Raw genomic sequence first — 19,693 nt, forward strand, 5'->3', positions numbered from 1 at the left:
CGGCCGCTGCCTACAGCTCGGGCGGGGTGAACGTGCCGACCGCTGATTCCAGGGCGGCGGCGACCCTGTACATGCGGTCGTCGGCCATGGTGGGGGCCATGATCTGGAAGCCGACCGGGAGGCCTTCGGAGAGGCCGCACGGGACGGAGATCGCCGGGCCGCCGTAGAGGTTGGTCGGGATGGTGTAGAGGTCGGCGAGGTACATCTGGTACGGGTCGGAGGTGCGCGATCCGAACGGGAATGCGACGAACGGCGTGGTCGGGGAGATGAGGACGTCGACCTGTTCGAAGGCCTTGGTGAAGTCGCGCGTGATGAGGGTGCGGACCTTCTGGGCCTGGCCGTAGTAGGCGTCGTAGTAGCCGCTGGACAGCGCGTAGGTGCCGAGGATGATGCGACGCTTGACCTCGGGGCCGAAGCCGCCGTCGCGGGTGAGCGACATGACCTCTTCGAGCGAGCGGTTGCCGTCGTCGCCGACGCGCAGGCCGTAGCGGACGCCGTCGAAGCGGGCCAGGTTGGAGGAGGCTTCGCTGGGGGCGATGAGGTAGTAGGCCGGGAGGGCGTACTCGAAGTGGGGGCAGGAGATCTCGACGATCTCGGCACCCAGCTTGACGAGGGCTTCGACCGACTCGTGGAACGCCGCGATGACGCCCGGCTCGGCGCCCTCGCCCGCGAATTCCTTGACCACGCCGAGCTTGACGCCGGTCAGGTCACCGGTGGCGCCCAGGCGGGCGGCGGCGACCACGTCCGGGACGGGCTGCGGGATGGAGGTGGAGTCGCGCGGGTCGTGGCCGGCGATCACCGCGTGGAGCAGGGCGGTGTCCTCGACCGTACGGGCACAGGGCCCGGGGGTGTCCAGTGACGACGAGAAGGCGATGAGCCCGTAGCGCGAGGTGCCGCCGTAGGTGGGCTTGGCGCCGACAGTGCCGGTGACCGCGCCGGGCTGGCGGATGGACCCGCCGGTGTCGGTGCCGATGGCTAGCGGTGCCTCGTAGGCCGCGAGCGACGCCGCGCTGCCGCCGCCGGAGCCACCGGGGATGCGCCCGAGATCCCACGGGTTGTTCGTGGGGCCGTAGGCGGAGTATTCGGTGGAGGAGCCCATCGCGAACTCGTCCATGTTGGTCTTGCCGAGCATGACCATGCCGGCGCCGCGCAGGCGCGAGACGATGGTGGCGTCGTAGGGCGGCTTCCAGCCCTCGAGGATCTTGGAGGCGGCCGTGGTGGGCACGCCCTTGGTGGTGACCACGTCCTTGACCGCGATCGGCACACCGGCCAGCGGGCCGAGCTCTTCGCCCTTGCCGCGGCGGGTGTCGACGTCGGCCGCGGCGGCGAGTGCGCCCTCTCGGTCGACGTGCAGGAAGGCGTGAACGCGCTCGTCGACGGCGGTGATCCGGTCGAGGTGCGCGGTGGTGACCTCGACGGCGGAGGCCTCGCCGGAGGAGATGAGACCGGCGATCTGGGCCGCGGTCATCCGGGTGACGTCACTCACGGCACTCACTCTTCCTCGCTCAGGATCCGGGGCACCCGGAACCGGCCCTCGGCTACGTCGGGGCCGCCTGCCAGCACTTCTTCCTGCGTAAGGCTCGGCGTCACGACGTCGTCGCGGTAGACGTTGGTCAGCGGCACGGAGTGCGACGTGGGCGGGATGTCGTCGGCCGCCACATCACCGATCCGGGCGACCGACTGCAGGATCACGTCGAGCTGTCCGGCGAACATGTCGAGCTCATCCTCGGTCACGGCGAGCCGCGACAGGCGCGCGAGATGCGCTACCTCTTCGCGGGAGATGGCGGCCATCGTGCCCCCTGGTTGGTTGATGATGCTTACACACCCGAGTGTATTTGGCCTTGGCAGCCGGGCAGCGGGCGGTATCGCAGCAGCCAGTCGTCGAAATCACCGGCGGGCATCGGGCGGGCGTGGAACCAGCCCTGTGCCGCATGGCACCCGTCCGCCGCGAGCAGCCGCCAGGTCCGCTCGTCCTCGACCCCTTCGGCGACGACGCGCAGGCCGAGCGAGCCTGCCAGGTCCACCACCGACCGTACGATCGCCGCGTCCCCCCGCTCCCCCGCCATCCCCAGCACGAACGAGCGGTCGATCTTCACCTCGGACAGCGGCAACCGGCGCAGGTGCTGCAGCGAGGAATACCCCGTGCCGAAGTCGTCCAGCGAGATGGCCACGCCGGCGCGGTCCAGCCGGGTGATCGTGTCGAGGACGCGGTGCGGGTCGGCCATCAGCGCGCTCTCGGTGATCTCCAGCTGGAGGAGTTCGGGCGGGACGGCGTACCGATGAAGGAGGTCCTGGATCTCACCCACGATGCCGGGCGCGTGCAGGTCCCGGACGCTGACGTTGACCGAGGCGCGCAGCGGCCGGCCGGCGGCCTGCCAGACCGCGACCTGACCGACCACCTCGTGCAGCACCCGGCTGGTGAGCCGGCGCATGACGGGGGTCTGTTCGGCGACGCGCAGCAGTTCCTCGGGGCCGACCATGCCGCGGTCGGGATGACGCCAGCGCAGCAGTGCCTCGACGCCGACGACCTCGCCGGTCGCGATGGCGATCTGCGGCTGGTAGTACAGGACGATGCCGGACTCGCCGGTCTGCAGGGCCGCGCGCAGATCCGCGAGCAGGGCGAGGTCGGGTGCGGGGTGCTCGGCGTCGCGGGTGTAGACGGCTACCTGGGCGCCGCGCTGCTTGGCGTCGTACATCGCGGTCTCGGCCTGGCGCAGCAGGGTGGCGCCGTCGCCGCCGCGTTCGGGCTGCATCGCGATGCCGATGGACGCGCTGACGTCGACGGGCAGGCCGTCGAGGGCGAACGGGGTGCCGAGGGCGTCGGCCAGGTGCGCCGCGATCCGCCGGGCCGAGGCCGGCCCGTCGACCCGGGTGGCCAGCACGGCGAATTCGTCACCCCCGAGCCGGACCAGAAGATCATGCGCCGGTACGCACTCCGCGAGCCGCCGCCCCACCTCCACCAGCAGCCTGTCCCCCAGCGCGTGCCCGAGCGCGTCGTTGACCGTCCGGAACCGGTCGAGGTCGAGCAGCAGCAGCGCCCCGCCCGTACCCATCGCTGTGGCCTGCAGTGCCCGCCGGTTGGGCAGCCCGGTGAGCGCGTCGGTTCGCGAGGCCCGCTCGAACTCGCCGGCCGAGCGGACCATCCGGTGCACGGCGTGCAGGGCGAGCAGCACCAGCGGCACGACCGTCAGCCCGAGCTGCGCGGCGGCGAGCACGACCGGTCCGAGCAGCAGCAACGCCGCGGTCGCGATGAACTCCGGCCCGCGGCGCAGACGGTGGTGTCCCACGATGGCATCGAGCCCGTAGCGGGTGCCGATCCACGCCGCGGCGGCCGCAACGGTGCGCAGCGCGTCGCCCCAGCCGGGCCCGGCGTCGATCAGTGTGGCGACCAGCGCCGCCGCACCGAGGGCGAGCCCGTGCTGGACCGCGAGGTAGAGCGCCCGCCTGCCGGTGTGCCGCATCCGCACCCCTGCGACGGCGAGTCCCGCCAGCTGAACGGCGAGCGCGGCGACGAATCCCCAGGACAGCGCGATCGCGAAGGTGAAGCAGATCGACGGGAGGACGACCGACCTGGCCCGCCGGTTGGTGAGGACGTACGGCCGGGCGTCGACGGCCAGCGCCAGCACTGCCATGACCCAGAACTCGGCGTGCAGGTCCGTGAACGAACGCGGGAAGACGAGCCACAGCCCCGCATCGGTGAGGAGGGCGGCACAGACCGAGACGCCAGCGGCACGCCGGGCCCGCTGAACCTGCCGGTCGCCCGGCATGGAGCAGCGCGAATGTGCGTCACCCATGCGACCTCCACGATGGCGTCGACCGAAAGATCCTCCTCACCATAGATCCACATAGACAAAATGCATCGAAACGGGTTTGGCGTTATCAAATCGCCATATAGCTCACCACGGGCAACCACCCAAAGATCACCCGTTGGGGTCGGCCTCCGCTGCCGGTTCCGGGGCTATCTCGGCTACTTCGCGTGCGGCTTCCGGGCCGTCGGCGAGCAGCACCGCGAACCCCGCGTCGTCCAGCACCGGCACCTTGAGCTGCAACGCCTTGTCGTACTTGCTGCCCGGATTCTCACCGACCACCACGAACGCCGTCTTCTTGGAGACCGAGCCGCTCACCTTGCCGCCGCGCGAGGTCACCGCCTCGGTCGCGGCGTCGCGCGAATACGACGTCAGCGTGCCGGTGACCACGACGCTCAGCCCGGCCAACGGCTTCGGCCCGTCGTCGGTGCGCTCGTCCACCATCTTCACGCCTGCCGCGCGCCACTTGGTGACGATGTCGCGGTGCCAGTCGACGGTCAGCCACTCCCGCAGGCTGTCGGCGATGGTCGGGCCGACGCCCTCCACCGCTGCCAGCTCCTCACCGGTCGCCGCCTCGATGGCCTCCATCGAGGCGAACTCGCGGGCCAGCGCCTGGGACGCGGTCGGGCCGACGTGCCGGATCGAGAGTGCGACCAGCACCCGCCACAACGGCCGTGCCTTGACCTCTTCGAGGTTGTCGAGCAGCTTGGCCGCGTTGCTGCCGAGGCTGCCGTCCTTGTTGACGAAGAACGGCGAGCGCAGCAGGTCGTCGGCGGTGATCGCGAAGAGGTCACCCTCGTCGGTGATGATGCCGGAGTCGAGCAGCGCCTGCGACGCCTTGTAACCGAGCACCTCGATGTCGAACGCGCCCCGCCCGGCGAGGTGGAAGACCCGCTCGCGCAACTGCGCGGGGCAGGTGCGCTGGTTGGGGCAGCGGATGTCGATGTCGCTCTCCTTGGCGGGAGCGAGCGTGGTGCCGCACGACGGGCACTCGGTGGGCATCACGAACGCGCGCGCGTCGGCCGGCCGCAGGTCGATGACCGGGCCGAGCACCTCGGGGATGACGTCACCGGCCTTGCGCAGCACGACGGTGTCGCCGATCCACACGCCCTTGCGCTCGACCTCGCGGGCGTTGTGCAGGGTCGCCAGGGCCACCGTCGAACCCGCGACGTGCACCGGCTCGAGGACGGCGAACGGGGTCACCCGGCCCGTGCGGCCGACGTTGACCTCGATGTCGAGCAGCTTGGTGGTGACCTCCTCGGGCGGGTATTTCCACGCGATCGCCCAGCGCGGCGCCCGGCTGGTCGACCCGAGCCGGCCCTGGATCGCCACCGCGTTGATCTTGATCACCACGCCGTCGATCTCGTGCTCGACGTCGTGGCGGTGCTCGGCGTAGTAGGCGATGAACTCGCGGACGCCGGCCATGTCCTCGACGAGCTTCCAGCGCGTGCTGGTCGGCAGCCCCCACGACTTCAGCGCCTCGTAGGCGTGCGACTGCGAGTCGGGGGTGAAGCCCTTGCGCGCGCCGATGCCGTGCACGACCATCCGCAGCCCCCGGGACGCGGTGATCCGCGGATCCTTCTGCCGCAGACTGCCGGCGGCGGCGTTGCGCGGGTTGGCGAACGGCGCCTTGCCCTGCTCGACCAGCGACGCGTTGAGGTCGGCGAACGCGGAGGCCGGGAAGTAGATCTCGCCGCGCACCTCCAGCAGCTCCGGCGGATCCTCGTCGTCGAGCCGATCCGGGATCTCGCGGATCGTGCGGACGTTGGAGGTGACGTCCTCGCCGGTGCGCCCGTCACCCCGGGTCGCGGCGCGGACGAGCCGGCCGTTCTCATAGGTCAGGTTGATGGCCAGGCCGTCGACCTTGAGCTCGCAGATGAACTCGGTGGGACCGCCGGCGTCCCGGATGGTGCGCTCGGCCCAGGCGGCCAGCTCGTCGTCGTCGAAGACGTTGTCGAGCGACAGCATCCGCTCGGCGTGGTCGACCGGCGTGAACAGCGTCGAGAACGTGCCGCCGACGTTCTGCGTCGGCGAATCCGGCGTGCGGAGCGCGGGGAACTGCTCCTCCAGCGCCTCCAGCTCGCGCAGCAGCTTGTCGAACTCGGCATCCGTGATGGTCGGCGAGTCGAGCACGTAGTAGCGATACTGATGCCCGCGGAGCTCGTCGCTCAGCTCGGCATGACGGGTGCTCGCCTGCGAGGTCGGCTCGGCCCCGGCCGCCGCCACCTGCTCGGCCGTCGGCTGCCCGACCACCAGCTCATCAGCTGTCTTCTCCGCCACCACGACCTCCGTGTTCGTCTTCAGATGGCACGTTAGTCCCACCCTCTGACAAAAACGCAGACCTAGACCTCCGACAACCGCCGGGCCGCGTCGTGGCAGGCCTTGAGCACCGTGCGGACGTAAGCAGGAGATGCCCCGGCGAGACCGCACGCCGGAGTGATCACGACCTGCTCGCTCAACCGGGCGGCGGGGAAGCTGAGTTTGGTCCACAGAGCGCGCACCCGCTCGGCGATCTGCGCCGAGGTGGGCGGCTTGGCCCCCGGGACGGGCAGGCTCCGCACGGCACCGGCGAAGAGCCCGAGCCCGGCTTCCAGGGCCTCACCCAGCGGGTCGAGATCCTTGAGCAGCGAGAGGTCGAGCGCGACGGCTGCGGCTCCGGAATCCCTGATGACCTGCATGGGTACGCCCGGTGCACAGCTGTGCACCACCACCGGCACACCCACCGCCTCGACCACCGTCCGCAGCCCGGTCGCCGCGTCGGGCCCGTCGACGGCCTTGTAGACGCTGAACCCGCTCTCGGTCGGCACGTGCCCCGCGATGACCGTGGACAGTGACGGCTCGTCGAGCTGGAGCAGGACCTGTGCGCGGGGCAGCCGCTTCTGCACGTCAGAAACGTGCCGGCGCAGCCCCTCGGCGAGCGACCCGGTGAGGTCGCGGACCGCGCCGGGGTCGCGCAGCATGAGACCGCCGATCGGCAGCTCCAGGCTCGACGCCAGCGTCCACGGCCCGGCCGACTGGATCTTGACCGGTCCGGAATACTTCTCGCCCTGCTCGGTGAGCTGGTCGAGGTCCCGTTCGAGCAGGTCGGCAGTGCGGCGCAGGTCCTTGCCGGGGCGGGGCGCGATCTGCCAGCGGCCGGCGTAGACCTGCACGGGCAGGTCCGCCAGGAACCCGGCGCTGCGCCCGATCATGTCGGCTCCTGGCCCACGGGCCGGGAGCTCAGCGAGGTGCGGCAGGGACGGCAGCTCACCGAAGATCAGCCGCTGGGCCTCGTCGATGTCGGTGCCGGGCAGCGAACCGATCCCGGTGGCGGAACCGGGTGACCAGGGGAAGTCAGACACCCGCGGCCACGGTTTCGGCGGCCACGGTTTCGGCGGCGCGGGACCCGGCGGTGATGGTCGCCGAGCCCAGCACGATGTCGCCGGCCGGGTCGGGACGGTAGGCCACGATCGCCTGGCCGGCGGCGACACCGCGAGCCGAGCTGCGCAGCCGGGCGGTGAGCCCGGCGCTGTCCACGGTCACGTCGGCCGCGACGACCTCGCCGTGCGCGCGCAGCTGCACCTCGCACTCGACCGGTGTGGGCGAGCCGTGCCAGATCGGCCGGTCGGCGGTCACCGTGTCGACGGCGAGGTCCTCGCGCGGGCCGACCGTCACGGTGTTGGTCACCGGCGTGATCGACAGCACGTAGCGGGGCTTGCCGTCCGGGGCGGGAACCCGCAGGTCGAGGCCCTTGCGCTGACCGATCGTGTAGGCGTAGGCGCCGTCGTGCTGCCCGAGGACGGTGCCGGTGCGGCCGTCCACGATGTCCCCGGGGGACTCGCCGAGGCGGCCGGCGAGAAAGCCCTTGGTGTCACCGTCGGCGATGAAGCAGATGTCGTGCGAGTCGGGCTTGTCGGCGACGGCCAGCCCACGGGCGGCGGCCTCCTCGCGGACCTGGGTCTTCGTGGAGTCGCCGAGCGGGAACATGGCCCGGTCGAGCTTCTCGCGGGTCAGCACGGCGAGCACGTAGGACTGGTCCTTGGCGATGTCGACGCTGCGCCGCAGCAGCCCGTCGGCGCCGAGCCGGGCGTGGTGACCGGTGACGACGGCGTCGAAGCCGAGCGCGATCGCGCGGTCCAGCACAGCCTCGAACTTGATCTTCTCGTTGCAGCGCAGGCACGGGTTGGGGGTGCGACCGGCGGCATATTCGCTGACGAAGTCGTCGACGACGCTCTCGTGGAACTGCTCGGCCATGTCCCACACGTAGAACGGGATGCCGATCACATCGGCGGCACGGCGGGCGTCACGGGAATCTTCCAGGGTGCAACAACCTCGCGCACCGGTCCGGAAGGTCTGAGGGTTTCGCGACAGCGCCAAGTGCACGCCGGTCACATCGTGACCGGCCTCCCGGGCGCGCGCGGCGGCAACGGCGGAGTCGACCCCACCGGACATGGCTGCAAGCACTCGCACGATGAAAGCCTATCCCCTGGGTGTCTTCCACGCGGTGGCGCGACGGGCCCGCTCGACCGCACCGGGCAGCGCCGCCATCAGCGCGTCGATCTCGGCCGCGGTCGAGGTGTGCCCGAGCGTGAACCGCAGCGACGACCGTGCCCGGTCGGCGTCGGCGCCCATCGCGACCAGCACGTGCGACGGCTGAGCCACGCCCGCCGAGCACGCCGAGCCCGTTGAGCAGGCGATCCCCTGGGCATCGAGGAGCAGCAGCAGCGCGTCTCCCTCGCAACCGGGGAAGGAGAAGTGGGCGTTGCCGGGCAGCCGGTGCACCGGGTCACCGTTGTAGATGGCGTCGGGGATCGCCGCCCGGACCCGGGCCACCAGGTCGTCACGGAGGGCGCTGACCCGCGCCGAATATTCGGGCTGGGTCTTGACCGCGGCCTCGACCGCCACCGCGAAGGCCACCACACCCGGGGTGTCCAGGGTGCCGGAGCGCACGTCACGCTCCTGGCCGCCACCGTGCAGCAGCGGCGTGGCGCCCACCTCCCGGCCCAGCAGCAGGGCACCGACCCCGACCGGGCCGCCCAGCTTGTGACCGGTGACCGTGAGGGCGGACGCGCCGCTGGCGGCGAAGTCGACCGGAACCTGCCCGACCGCCTGCACGGCGTCGGTGTGGAACGGGATGCCGGCCCGGGCTGCCAGCGCCGCGAGCTCAGCGATCGGCTGCACGGTGCCGACCTCGTTGTTGGCCCACTGCACGCTGATCACGGTGAGCTCGTCGCCGTGCTCGTCGATCAGCGCCGCGAGCGCCGCGGGGTCGACCCGGCAGGCAGCGTCGACGGGGAGCCAGTCGGCGACGGCGGACTCGTGCGCCGCCAGCCAGTCGACCGAATCGAGCACGGCGTGATGCTCGACGGCCGAGGCCACGACGCGGTCACGCCGGGCGTCGGCGTCCCTGCGAGCGAAGAAAACACCCTTGGTCGCCAGATTGTCGCTCTCGGTGCCGCCGCTGGTGAAGATCACCTCGGAGGGCCGCGCTCCGAGCACCGCGGCGATCCGCTCGCGGGACTCCTCGACCAGCCGGCGGGCATGCCGGCCGGCTGCGTGCAGGGACGACGGATTGCCGATCTCCCGCGCCGCCGCCACATAGGCATCGAGCGACTCGGGAAGCATCGGCGTGGTCGCCGCGTGATCCAGGTAAGCCATCGCCTCAGAGCTTATGCCTTGAGGCGTCAACCAACGCGGCCCGTCCGCCTCCCGGGAAGACCGACAGAGATCAAACTCATCCCGGCGGCCGGAACATCGAAGGTCAAAATCGTGCTGACTCGGGTCCGTCGTGGTCCGGACCGCTCCTCCCGCGAGAGACCGGGGCCGCACGACCAGGCGCCTGGCGGCGCCAGAACGGCCGCACACCCCCTGCCAGCTGCGTAAATGGCCGGGCTCACCCCGAAGGATCAATTGCCCGGCCCGGAAGAACACCAGCCCGCAGCCGAACGGCCCGGCACAGGGCCGGGCCGTTCGGGTGGTGCTCAACGTCACTGTGCCTACTTGCGCTTGCGGATCTCTTCCGCGGCCTGGGGGACGACCTTGTTGAGGTCACCGACCACGCCGTAGTCCGCGAGCTCGAAGATCGGGGCCTCCGCGTCCTTGTTGACCGCGACGATCGTCTTCGAGGTCTGCATGCCCGCGCGGTGCTGGATCGCGCCGGAGATGCCGATGGCCACGTAGAGCTGCGGGGAGACCGTCTTACCGGTCTGACCCACCTGGAACTGGTGCGGGTAGTAGCCCGAGTCGACGGCCGCGCGGGACGCGCCGACAGCACCGCCGAGCAGGTCGGCGATCTCCTCGACCACCTTGAAGTTGTCGGCGCTGGCGACGCCACGACCACCGGAGACGACAATCGACGCCTCGGTGAGCTCGGGGCGCGAGCCCTTCTGCTCGGCGACCCGCTCGACAACCTTCGTCAGCTTGTCCGCGTCGGTCGCCACGACCGTCAGCTGCTCGACGGCCGGGCTGGCCGGGGCCGGCTCCGGGGTGATCGAGTTGGGCCGGATGGTGACGATCGGCAGGCCCTTGGTGACCTTGGACTTGACGATCGCGGCACCCGCGAAGACGACCTGGGTGGCGGTGCCGTCGGCGGCCAGCTCGACCGCGTCGGTGAGCAGCCCGTTGTCCAGCTTGACGGCGAGCCGGCCGGCGATCTCCTTGCCCTCCTGGCTGGAGGCGATGAGCACGGCAGCGGGCTGGACCCGCTTGACCAGCTCGGCGACGGCGGTGGCCTTCGGCGCCACGAGGTAACCGTCGACCTCCTCGCCCTCACCCGCGTAGATCTTGGTAGCGCCGTACTCACCGAGCTTCTCGGCGAACTGCGCCGCAGCGCCGGAACCACCGAGCACGACGGCCGACACCTCGCCCAGACCACGGGCGATCGTCAGCATCTCGAGCGTGACCTTCTTGACGCCGGCAGCCTGCGAGGCCTCGACGACGACCAGTACTTCAGCCATTGCTGTCCCCACTCCCCGCTCAGACGAACTTCTCGGTGACGAGGTACTGGACGAGCTGCACGCCGCCCTCGCCCTCGTCGACGACCTTGGTGCCGGCGGTGCGCACCGGCCGCTTGGCGAACTCGACCACGGCGGACGTCGCTCCCGCGGCACCGACCTCGTCGGCCGCCACACCCAGGTCGGCGAGCGACAGGGTCTGCACGGGCTTCTTCTTCGCGGCCATGATCCCCTTGAAGGAGGGGTAGCGCGGCTCGTTGATCGTGTCCCAGACGCTGACGACGGCCGGCGTGGCCGCGGTGACGACCTCGTAGCCCTCGTCGGTCTGCCGCTCGGCGGTCAGCTGCGCGCCGTCCACGGTGAGCTTGCGCGCACCGGTCAGCGCCGCGATGCCCAGCCGCTCAGCGATCATGTGCGGCAGGACCTGCACCCGGCCGTCGGTCGACTCGGCGCCGCAGATGATCAGGTCGGCGTTCAGCGTGCCCAGCGCGGTGGCCAGCACCTTGGAGGTGGCCACGGCACAGGACCCGTGCAGCGCGTCGTCCTGCACGTGCACAGCCTTGTCCGGGCCCATCGACAGAGCCTTACGGATCGACTCGGTGGCGCGCTCGGGACCCATCGTCAGCACGGTCACCTCGCCACCGTGCGCCTCTTTGATCTTCAGCGCTTCCTCGATGGCGTATTCGTCCATCTCGTTGATGACGTTGTTAGCCGAGCCACGCTCGACGGTGTTGTCGCTCGCGCTCAGGGTGCGCTCAGCACCGGAGTCGGGCACCTGCTTGACCAGTACGACGATGTTCATCGCGCTTCGACGACCCTCCTGAATATGGCCTATGTGTTAGACGCACGCCTACAGCCGGGTTTCGCGTTTCCTACCAGATGTTACCCACGGGTAGCTAAATGAGTCTCCCGCGACCGCGAGTGACTCACCTCACCCACTCGCGCACCGCCCCCGAACCCGGCCAGATCCATACTCCCCCACCGCATGCAGCGCCCGTCACACCACGTCCCGCTCGGCCTTCTTGACCTGCACGGTCAATAATCGACACGTGCTCGACCAGTGGTTCAACCCGCAGAAGACCCCGATGGCCGGAGAGAAGCCCGACTATCGCTTCTCACTGGCCAACGAACGCACCTTCCTGGCCTGGATCCGCACGGCCCTGGCCCTCGTCGCGGGCGGCCTGGCCTGCGCCCAGTTCCTGCCCCCACTACCGATCGCCCACCTACGCGAAATAATCGCCGTGACCCTGCTCCTGCTGGGCGGCGTCGTCGCGATCCGAGCGGTCGACCACTGGGCACGCACGGAAAAGGCGATGCGCATGGGCACAGACCTCCCCAAATCCCGCTTCCCCGCCATCCTCGCCCTCCTCGTAGCCCTGGGCGCCGCCCTCCTCGTCCTGGCGGTCCTCATCAAAGCCCTCACATGACCGTCGCACCCGCCCCCGACCCAAGCACCCCCAACTCGGCCACCCCCGACCCGGCCCTCCCTGATCGCGCCGCCCCCAACTCGGCCACCCCCGACCCGGCCCTCCCTGATCGCGCCGCCCGCAACCCGGCCACCCCTGACCCGGCCACCCCCGGCCCGGCCACGCGCGATCCAGGCGCCTCGGCGGAACGCACCCGTCTGGCCTGGCGCCGGACCGGCCTCTCGGCAACCGCGGTGGCGCTGCTGACCGTCCGCCCCGCTTTCGCCCCGGACGCCGCCCCCGCGACCATCGTCATAGCGGCAACAACCATGACCGCCTGGGCCCTGCTCGTAGCCCTGGCCTACCGCCGCACCCGGGGCCTCAGCACCTGGCCACCCCACCCCGGCCGACGCACGGTGAGCAGCTACGCACTCATAACCGTGCTCCTCGCCGCCCTCGGCACGGCGCTTGTCACGCTCTGATCGTCGCCGAACGGCAAGACGCGCGTCATCATTGCCTCATGGTCCGGATGTTCGTCTTCCTGGCGGCGGTGCAACTAGTCCTCCTGGTACTCGCCCTCATCGGCTCCTTGTCAGCCGACCGAGTCCGCAACCTGCCGCGCGCCCTATGGGTTCTGGTAATCCTCCTCATCCCCCTCCTAGGCCCGATCGCCTACTACCTCTGGGGCCGCCCCCTCCCCGCCCCCACAGAAACAGTCCGCCGCCCCAAACCGGCCCCATCCTCCCCCGACGACGACCCCGACTTCCTCCGCCAGGTCGACACCGAGCAATCCCGCCGCGACCGCGAACTCCTCGCCCAATGGGAACGAGACCTGGAAAAACCCGAGGACACCTAGCCCCAGCCCCCGCCCCCACCCCGTCGGGGCCAAGCACCACGAACCGGCCGACCACCTGCGGGCCTGCCGCGACTGGCTACCCCGCGCCTACCGCACGCCGCACGCCGGCTCGCCACCACGCCACAAGCTGGCTCGTCACCACGCCACAAGCTGGCTCGTCACCACGCCACAAGCTGGCTCGTCACCACGCCACAAGCTGGCTCGCCACGACGCCACAGGCCGGCTCGCCACTTCGGGCCACGGCGCGGCCACCACCCCTTGACCTCACCGGGATCGCTCGACCCACTCCGGCCCATCGGCAGGTCCCCGTGAGCAGCCCTCTCTGCAGGCTGGGCACACATCACTCTGCGTGCCGAAAAGCCCAAAGCGGTAAACACGAGGCACCCAGAACCGAAAACCGAACCGGCACGGAACCAAAACCGGAACCGGGATCGACCCGGCCACCACACAACGGGACCGCACCGCGCACCGGACACCCGTTCGGAGACCGCACAGCACACAGCGCCGGATACTGGGCGTCGCACTCCGGGCACTGGGAACCGCGGGCCGCGCACTGAGCCCTGGGCACCACGCACCGCGGGCCGCGCACTGAGCCCTGGGCACCACGCACCGCGGGCTGGGCACTGGGCACTGGGCAACCGGGCACCACGCGTCGGCCGTACCGGACACCTCCCAGTGCGGCCCGCGAGCCGATCCCGAAGCCGCACCCAGTTAGGCGCAGCCGCTCAGCAGAATCGAGACCAACGCCTCGCGCCGATGCGGAGCAACGTCTGCTGCTCCTCACGTGCAGGCAGCAAGTGTTGACACGGCCAAACCGGGCAACATACGTTGCCCGCATGGGTGATGGCGCGAACGTGGATCTGGTAGGGCATGTCGATGCGGTTGCGGCGCCGGGTGGGTTGGTGGGGCTGGGGCGGTTGACGGAGTCGATCATGGCGATGGAGGGGCGGCGGACGTCGATCATCAATGAGTTGCGGCGGGGGCGGGTTGCCAGCTGGGATGAGATCGGTAAGGCGTGCGGGATGACGCGGCAGGGGGCTACTCGACGGTGGTCCCGGCAGGCTCATGCGGGTTCGTTCGGGGCGGCGGCTGAGGCTTATCGGCGGGGGCGGCCTGGCTATCCGCAGTCGGCGGTGGAGTTTGCGGTGCCGCGGCGGGCGAGGCGGGTGCTCGATCTGGGTGCCGGGACGGGGAAGTTCACCGAGCTGCTGGTGGCGGCCGGGCTGGATGTCGTGGCGGTGGAGCCGTCGGAGGAGATGCGGGCGCAGTTGGCTGCCGCGGTGCCGGGGGTCGCTGTGCGGGCCGGGTCCGCGGAGAGCATTCCCCTGCCCGATGACGGCGTCGACGCCGTCGTAGTGGCTCAGGCGTGGCACTGGGTCGACACCGCGCTCGCCGTTCCCGAGGTTGCCCGGGTGCTGCGGCCCGGGGGGACACTCAGTCTGGTGTGGAACGTGCGTGATCATGCGGAGCCCTGGGTGGCGCTGCTGGACAATGTTCTGCATCAGCACACGCGGCAGGAGATCGACACCGAGCCGGTCCTGCCGAGCCCGTTCGAGCAGGTCGAGCGCACGGAGATCCGGTGGCGGCACACCCTCAGCCGCGCGGAGCTGCTGGACATGGTGGCATCCCGGAGCTACGTGATCGTGCTTCCCGAGCAGGACCGCACGCAGCTCCTCGGTGAGGTCGGGGAGCTGCTGGACTCGCATCCCGATCTGAAGGGGCGAGACGCGCTGAGCATGCCCTACATCACCCGCTGCACCCGGGCGCTGCGGGCTTGAGCCTGCCGGCCGACCGCGAACGGCCCGCGGTCGGCGGTCGCGGCGGACAGCGGACGAGGCTCAGGCGAGGTTGGACGAACGGGGGTAGGCGTCCTCAGGGTCGGTGATGACGTTGACCAGGTAGGGGACGCCGGCGTTGAAGGCGCGGGTCAGGGCCGGCTCGAGGTCGTTCGACTTGGTGACCGTTTCGCCGGCTCCGCCCAGCGCCTCGACCACGGCGTCGTAGCGCAGGCCCGGTTGCAGGTCGGCGGCGACGTCGTAGCCGTACATGGCTCGCATGGGGTGTTTTTCCAGGCCCCAGATGCCGTTGTTGCCGACCACGATGACCACCGGGAGGTTCTGGCGGGCCAGGGACTCGGCGTCCATGAGGGAGAAGCCCGCCGCGCCGTCGCCCATCAGCACGCAGATCTGCCGGTCCGGATAGGTCACCCTGGCCCCCATCGCGTAGCCCATGCCGGTGCCGAGGCAGCCGTAGGGCCCCGGGTCGAGCCACGTCCCGGGCTGGGACGGCTCGAGGTAGCGGCCCGCGTACGACACGAAGTCGCCGCCGTCGCCGATAGTCACAGCGTCCGGCGCGAGGACCTTGCGGAGCTCGCCGTAGACGCGGGCGGGCTTGATCGGGTCCGTTTCGGCGGCCATGGCGGCGGCGTCCCGGGAGCGGCCCGCGTCCTCGGCGGCGCGCAGGCCGGCCGTCCATTCGCTGTGGTCGGCGCGTTTGCCGGTGTGGTCGGCGAGCGCGGTGAGGGTCGCGCGCAGGTCGCCGGCCGGGGACACCGCCGGCTGGACATGGGTGGCCCGCTGGGACGGGGCGTCGACGATGTGGATGACCTGGGCGGGGTCGAACTCGCCGAAGTTGAGGCGGAAGTCGAGGGGTGTGCCGATGACCGCGATGACGTCGGCTTCACTGAACGCCGCCCGGCGGGCCTTGGCGAAGTTGAGCGGGTGGCCGGGCGGCAGCGCGCCGCGGCCCATGCCGTTGGTGAAGACGGGGATCTGCAAGGCTTCCGCGGCCGCCGTCAGGGCTTCGATCGCGTCGCCGGCCCAGACGTCGGAGCCCGCGATGATCACCGGACGGGCGGCGGAGGCGAGCAGCTCGGCGGCTTTCGCGACGTCGGCCGGGTCCGCGGTGATGACCGGGATCGGGTCGGCGACGGGGGTGGGCACGTCCGCACTGGAGAACAGCACCTCGAGCGGCAGGTCCAGGAAGGCCGGGCCGCGGTGCGCGGTGAGCGCGGCGGTCAGTGCGGCCTGCACGGAGCCCGGGATGGATGCCGTGTCGGGCACCGTGGCGGCGTACCGGGTGATGGAGGAGACCAGGGGGATGTGGTCGATCTCCTGGAGGCTGCCGGATCCCCAGCGGAAGGCCGGGGCCCGCCCGCCGAGCACCAGGACCGGGGAGGCGTTGAAGAACGCGCTGGTCAGGCCCGAGATGCCGTTGGTGACGCCGGGGCCGGCCGTGAGCACCGCGAGACCCGGACGGCGTTGCAGCTTGGCGACGGCCTCGGCGGCGAACACCGCCGACTGCTCATGGCGCACGTCGTAGATCGGGAAACCGGCTTTGTGGGCGGCGTCGTAGAGCGGGAAGACATGGCCTCCGGAGAGGGTGAAGAGCTCCCGGATCCCGTACGCCCGGAGCGCCGCAAGCGCCAGCTCCCCGCCGTGCCCCTCGATCATGTCGCCCATACCCGAGTGCTCCCCTCGATCGGCCCGTGCCTGCCCAGCACGCTACCGCCGAACGGGCACGGGTTCAGCTCAGCAGGCGACTGAGATCGTCGATGAGATACGAGACGCTGGAACCGAACGAGACACCCGACGTGAGGCTGTACGCCACGAGCAGCGTGAGCACCGGTACGGCAACGAGCACCAGGATGCTGAGCAGCACCTGGAGGACCCGCATCCCCCCGCGCTTGCGAGCCGGTGCCGGCGGCGCCTGCCACCCCACAGTCGGCGGCCGCTGCGAAGAAGGCCGCGCAGATGAACCAGGCCGCGCAGAAGAAGCGGGCCGGGCAGAAGAAGCAGGCCGCGCAGACGAAGCAGGCCGCGCCGGAGAAGTGGCAGGACGAGCGGGCGAGGAAGGCCGCGCCGCCTTCTGGGTCGGGGCGGCCGGCGGCGAGACCGGGGCGGTGACCGCGATGTCCTGAGAGATCGGGGACGTTGCCTCGGGATCGGGCACCCAGTGGTGCTCGGCGTCCGGCCATGGGTCGACCGCGGGTGGCATGCCGCCGGTGAAGTCGCCCCCGCCGAGGTTCAGGTCGCGGCGGGACTGCGGGACCGTCTCCATGTCGTCGACCGTGACCCGCTTGCCGCGGGTGGCAGGGGCCTCGCGGGAGAGCAGCCGCATCTCCGAGGTCGGGCCGGGGGCGGCGGGTTCGGTGGCCAGCAGGGCCGCGTCGGCGAGGATGCTGCCCTCGGCGACGACGAGCTCGGGCTGCTCGATGACGACCGGCGCCTCGCCCAGGGCGCGGTGCAGCAGGGTGCCGACGAGCGGGATCCGGCTGGCGCCGCCGACCAGGAAGACGCCGGCGAGGCGGCCGTCGGGCAGGTCGGCCCAGCGCAGCAGCTCCTGGGTGACCTGCACGGTCTGGTCGAGGATCGGGCGCGCGAGCTCTTCCAGCTCGTCCCGGGTCACGTGCATCTCGACGTTGAGCAGGGGGATCATCACGTCCGCGGACTGGCTGCGGGACAGCCGTTCCTTCGCGATGCGCACGTCGTCCCAGAGCTGGCGCTGGGCCCGGCGTTCCTCGAGCGTCGTCGGCTCGCTGAGCCGCTGCCAGGCCTGTGGGTCCCGCTCGGCGCAGAGTTTGCCGAGGTGTTCCACGATCGCGGCGTCGATGTCCAGCCCGCCGAGGTCGTCACGGCCGTCGACCGCGAGGACCTCGAAGCCCTCGGCCGTACGCGCGACCACGCTCGCATCGAACGTCCCGGCCCCGAAGTCGTGCACCACGACGACAGAGCCGATGGGTACGTCCCGGCCGAGCACCTCGGCGAAGTAGGTGGCCGCCGCGACGGGTTCAGCGACGAGCCGCACCCGCTCCAGTCCCGCCCGCCCGGCCGCTTCGGCGAGCAGGCCCCGCCGGGTGGCGCCCCAGGTCGCGGGGCAGGTGAGGGTGGTCTCGGGCCGGACCGGGCCGACCGCGCGGTGCCATTCCTCGACGACGCGGACCAGAACGGCGGCGATCAGGTCGACAACCGGGAACTCACGCTCGCCGAGCAGCACCAGACCGTCGTCGATGCGCCGTTTCGGGTTGGGCTCGAAGCGGGCGGGGTCACGGCGGGCACTGTGCACGGCGTCCCGGCCGACCAGCAGCGTGCCGTCGGGCTCGGAGTAGACGGCCGAGGGCAGCAGCGGCGAGCCGTCGAGAATGATCGGGCGGGCGCGGCCGTCGGGCCAGCGCGCCACGGCGACCGTGTTCGAGGTGCCGAAGTCGACGCCGAGCGCGTGCCGACCCTGGTCGATGGACATGCGCGCCAGTGTAAGGGGTGGCGCACACGAGTTGATCAGGGCAAGGGCGCGTTACCGCACGGGCCGCCAGCGAAGGCGGCCGTCGTGACCGCGGGTGCACCGGACTGCCTGCCCGTCCTTGGTCCGGTCGGTGCTGCCCTCGATTTCACAGATTCCCCGGACCACCGGCGCGTCGTCCTTCTCCGGCGGCAGCAACGCCAGGTCGGGCGGCGTGGTGGTGGCGGCGGGAGAGGTGGGGGCAGGAGAGGTGGCAACAAACGGGGTGAGGGCAGGAGGGGAAGAAGAAGGACGGGAAGTAGGTGTGACAACCGGCGGAGGGGCAGGCGGGAGCCGGGAACGGGAGAGCCTGCGCGAAGCCGTGCCGGAGGAGGGCGGCGCCGAGGCGGGGCGACCGGTCGGGTGTGGGTCCACCACGACCGGGGCGTCCGCGGTGCGCGGCGCTGCCGAGAGGTGTTCCTGCTTGCCACCGAAAGTGACAAACCCGATCACACCGCAGAGCAGCGCCTGACCGACGACCAGCATCACGGCGACGGTCACCGTCCGCCTCGCCGATGTCGCGCCCACCCCAGGCATCGTCACAGAGGGGAACTTTATGGCAACAGATCGATATCCGCGAGATCCCCTCTCGGTAATACCATGATCACTTTCCGGTAAATGTCGGCTTCCGCTTCTCGACGAAGGCCGTGGTGCCCTCGACCCGGTCCTCGGTCGCGAAAAGACCAGCGAAAAGGTGACTCTCCAACGCGAGCCCCGAGGCGAGATCCATGTTCAGGCCACTGTCGATCGCCTGCTTCGCCGCGCGCAGGGCCAGTGCCGGACCCGTGAGGTACGGCCGGACGAGCTCAACCGCGGCCGCGTACACCTCGGCTGCCGGAACGACCCGGTCAGCGAGACCGATCCGCAGCGCCTCCTCGGCGTCGACCATGCGGCCCGAGAAGATCAGGTCCTTGGCCCGGGCGGGTCCGACGAGCCGGGCCAGCCGCTGCGTGCCGCCCGCACCGGGGATGATGCCCAGCTTGATCTCGGGCTGCCCGAGCTTGGCGTCCGCCGCGACGACCCGCCAGTCGCAGGCCAGCGCCAGCTCGCAACCGCCGCCGAGGGCATACCCGGTGATCGCGGCGACGACCGGCTTGGGGATCCGGGCGACCGCGTCGAAGGCACTCGACAGCGCCTCCGCGCGTACGGTCATGTCCTGAAAGGTCGTGGTGGTGAACTCGGTGATGTCGGCACCGGCGGCGAAGACCTTCTCCCCGCCGTACACGATGACGGCACGGACCTCGGGTGTCGCGGCCGCGACCCGTGCGGCCTCCCTGAGCTCCTCCTGGATCTGGGTGTTGAGCGCGTTCATCGGGGGCCTGCCCAACCGGATCGTCCCGATCGCCTCGTTGATCTCCAGCTCCACGAACTCGCCCACCAGGTGCCTCCCGATCGATCGTTAACGTCCCCGGACAG

General features: G+C 70.9%; 17 protein-coding genes. 4 read left to right on the forward strand and 13 right to left on the reverse strand.

From position 1 onward, the window contains the following. Nucleotides 1-10: 10 nt before the first annotated feature. The 9 genes from gatA to Aco04nite_RS06360 all read right to left on the reverse strand — a co-directional run bounded on the left by gatA (nt 11) and on the right by Aco04nite_RS06360 (nt 11,540). The gene (gatA, locus tag Aco04nite_RS06320; RefSeq protein ID WP_438874903.1) at nt 11-1,468 is read right to left on the reverse strand and encodes an Asp-tRNA(Asn)/Glu-tRNA(Gln) amidotransferase subunit GatA; all 1,458 of its coding nucleotides are present in this window, start codon (nt 1,466-1,468) and stop codon (nt 11-13) included. 23 nt (nt 1,469-1,491) lie between these two features. Continuing rightward, entirely contained in the window at nt 1,492-1,791 is a 300-nt protein-coding gene (gatC, locus tag Aco04nite_RS06325) for an Asp-tRNA(Asn)/Glu-tRNA(Gln) amidotransferase subunit GatC (protein ID WP_212996233.1), read from the reverse strand. A gap of 26 nt (nt 1,792-1,817) precedes the next feature. Then, nucleotides 1,818-3,794: a putative bifunctional diguanylate cyclase/phosphodiesterase gene (locus Aco04nite_RS06330; RefSeq protein ID WP_212996234.1), complete on the reverse strand. Its 1,977-nt coding sequence runs from the start codon at nt 3,792-3,794 to the stop codon at nt 1,818-1,820. 126 nt (nt 3,795-3,920) lie between these two features. Further along, on the reverse strand, nt 3,921-6,086 hold the full coding sequence (gene ligA / locus Aco04nite_RS06335) for an NAD-dependent DNA ligase LigA (protein WP_212996235.1): 2,166 nt from the start codon (nt 6,084-6,086) through the stop codon (nt 3,921-3,923). Nucleotides 6,087-6,148: 62 nt separating this feature from the next. Then, nucleotides 6,149-7,147 (reverse strand): uroporphyrinogen decarboxylase/cobalamine-independent methonine synthase family protein, encoded by a 999-nt coding sequence (locus Aco04nite_RS06340; protein WP_212996236.1) that lies wholly within the window; start codon nt 7,145-7,147, stop codon nt 6,149-6,151. Next, on the reverse strand, nt 7,140-8,255 hold the full coding sequence (mnmA, locus tag Aco04nite_RS06345) for a tRNA 2-thiouridine(34) synthase MnmA (protein ID WP_212996237.1): 1,116 nt from the start codon (nt 8,253-8,255) through the stop codon (nt 7,140-7,142). The genes Aco04nite_RS06340 and mnmA overlap by 8 nt, the downstream gene beginning before the upstream one ends. Nucleotides 8,256-8,264: 9 nt before the next feature. Further along, entirely contained in the window at nt 8,265-9,443 is a 1,179-nt protein-coding gene (locus tag Aco04nite_RS06350) for a cysteine desulfurase family protein (RefSeq protein ID WP_212996238.1), read from the reverse strand. A 338-nt stretch (nt 9,444-9,781) separates the two neighbouring features. Further along, entirely contained in the window at nt 9,782-10,741 is a 960-nt protein-coding gene (locus tag Aco04nite_RS06355) for an electron transfer flavoprotein subunit alpha/FixB family protein (RefSeq protein ID WP_212996239.1), read from the reverse strand. A gap of 19 nt (nt 10,742-10,760) precedes the next feature. Beyond that, complete coding sequence (locus Aco04nite_RS06360) at nt 10,761-11,540, reverse strand: electron transfer flavoprotein subunit beta/FixA family protein (protein WP_212996240.1); 780 nt, start codon at nt 11,538-11,540, stop codon at nt 10,761-10,763. A 283-nt stretch (nt 11,541-11,823) separates the two neighbouring features. On the opposite strand from Aco04nite_RS06360, the gene Aco04nite_RS06365 reads away from it, so the two are divergent. From Aco04nite_RS06365 to Aco04nite_RS06380, 4 genes are all read left to right on the forward strand, one after another. After that, nucleotides 11,824-12,165 carry a YidH family protein gene (locus tag Aco04nite_RS06365; RefSeq protein WP_212996450.1) on the forward strand — a complete coding sequence of 114 codons (342 nt, stop codon included), beginning with the start codon at nt 11,824-11,826 and terminating at the stop codon, nt 12,163-12,165. Beyond that, nucleotides 12,162-12,626, forward strand: a complete 465-nt coding sequence (locus Aco04nite_RS06370) for a DUF202 domain-containing protein (protein WP_212996241.1) — start codon at nt 12,162-12,164, stop codon at nt 12,624-12,626. Before Aco04nite_RS06365 ends, Aco04nite_RS06370 begins: the two co-directional genes overlap by 4 nt. 38 nt (nt 12,627-12,664) lie before the next feature. After that, nucleotides 12,665-13,000: a PLDc N-terminal domain-containing protein gene (locus Aco04nite_RS06375; protein WP_203838467.1), complete on the forward strand. Its 336-nt coding sequence runs from the start codon at nt 12,665-12,667 to the stop codon at nt 12,998-13,000. Nucleotides 13,001-13,836: 836 nt separating this feature from the next. Next, on the forward strand, nt 13,837-14,778 hold the full coding sequence (locus Aco04nite_RS06380) for a class I SAM-dependent methyltransferase (RefSeq protein WP_244875781.1): 942 nt from the start codon (nt 13,837-13,839) through the stop codon (nt 14,776-14,778). Nucleotides 14,779-14,838: 60 nt separating this feature from the next. Here Aco04nite_RS06380 and Aco04nite_RS06385 read toward each other — a convergent pair whose 3' ends face one another. The 4 genes from Aco04nite_RS06385 to Aco04nite_RS06400 all read right to left on the reverse strand — a co-directional run bounded on the left by Aco04nite_RS06385 (nt 14,839) and on the right by Aco04nite_RS06400 (nt 19,655). Next, nucleotides 14,839-16,461 (reverse strand): acetolactate synthase, encoded by a 1,623-nt coding sequence (locus tag Aco04nite_RS06385; RefSeq protein WP_212996242.1) that lies wholly within the window; start codon nt 16,459-16,461, stop codon nt 14,839-14,841. A gap of 64 nt (nt 16,462-16,525) precedes the next feature. Further along, nucleotides 16,526-18,241, reverse strand: coding sequence for an Hsp70 family protein (locus Aco04nite_RS06390; protein WP_212996243.1), 1,716 nt, complete (start codon nt 18,239-18,241; stop codon nt 16,526-16,528). A gap of 51 nt (nt 18,242-18,292) precedes the next feature. After that, nucleotides 18,293-18,820: a hypothetical protein gene (locus Aco04nite_RS06395; RefSeq protein WP_212996244.1), complete on the reverse strand. Its 528-nt coding sequence runs from the start codon at nt 18,818-18,820 to the stop codon at nt 18,293-18,295. Between the two features lie 61 nt (nt 18,821-18,881). Next, nucleotides 18,882-19,655 (reverse strand): enoyl-CoA hydratase/isomerase family protein, encoded by a 774-nt coding sequence (locus Aco04nite_RS06400; protein ID WP_212996245.1) that lies wholly within the window; start codon nt 19,653-19,655, stop codon nt 18,882-18,884. Nucleotides 19,656-19,693: the final 38 nt, after the last annotated feature.

The organism is Winogradskya consettensis (assembly GCF_018332715.1).
GTDB classification, from domain to species: Bacteria; Actinomycetota; Actinomycetes; order Mycobacteriales; family Micromonosporaceae; genus Actinoplanes; species Actinoplanes consettensis.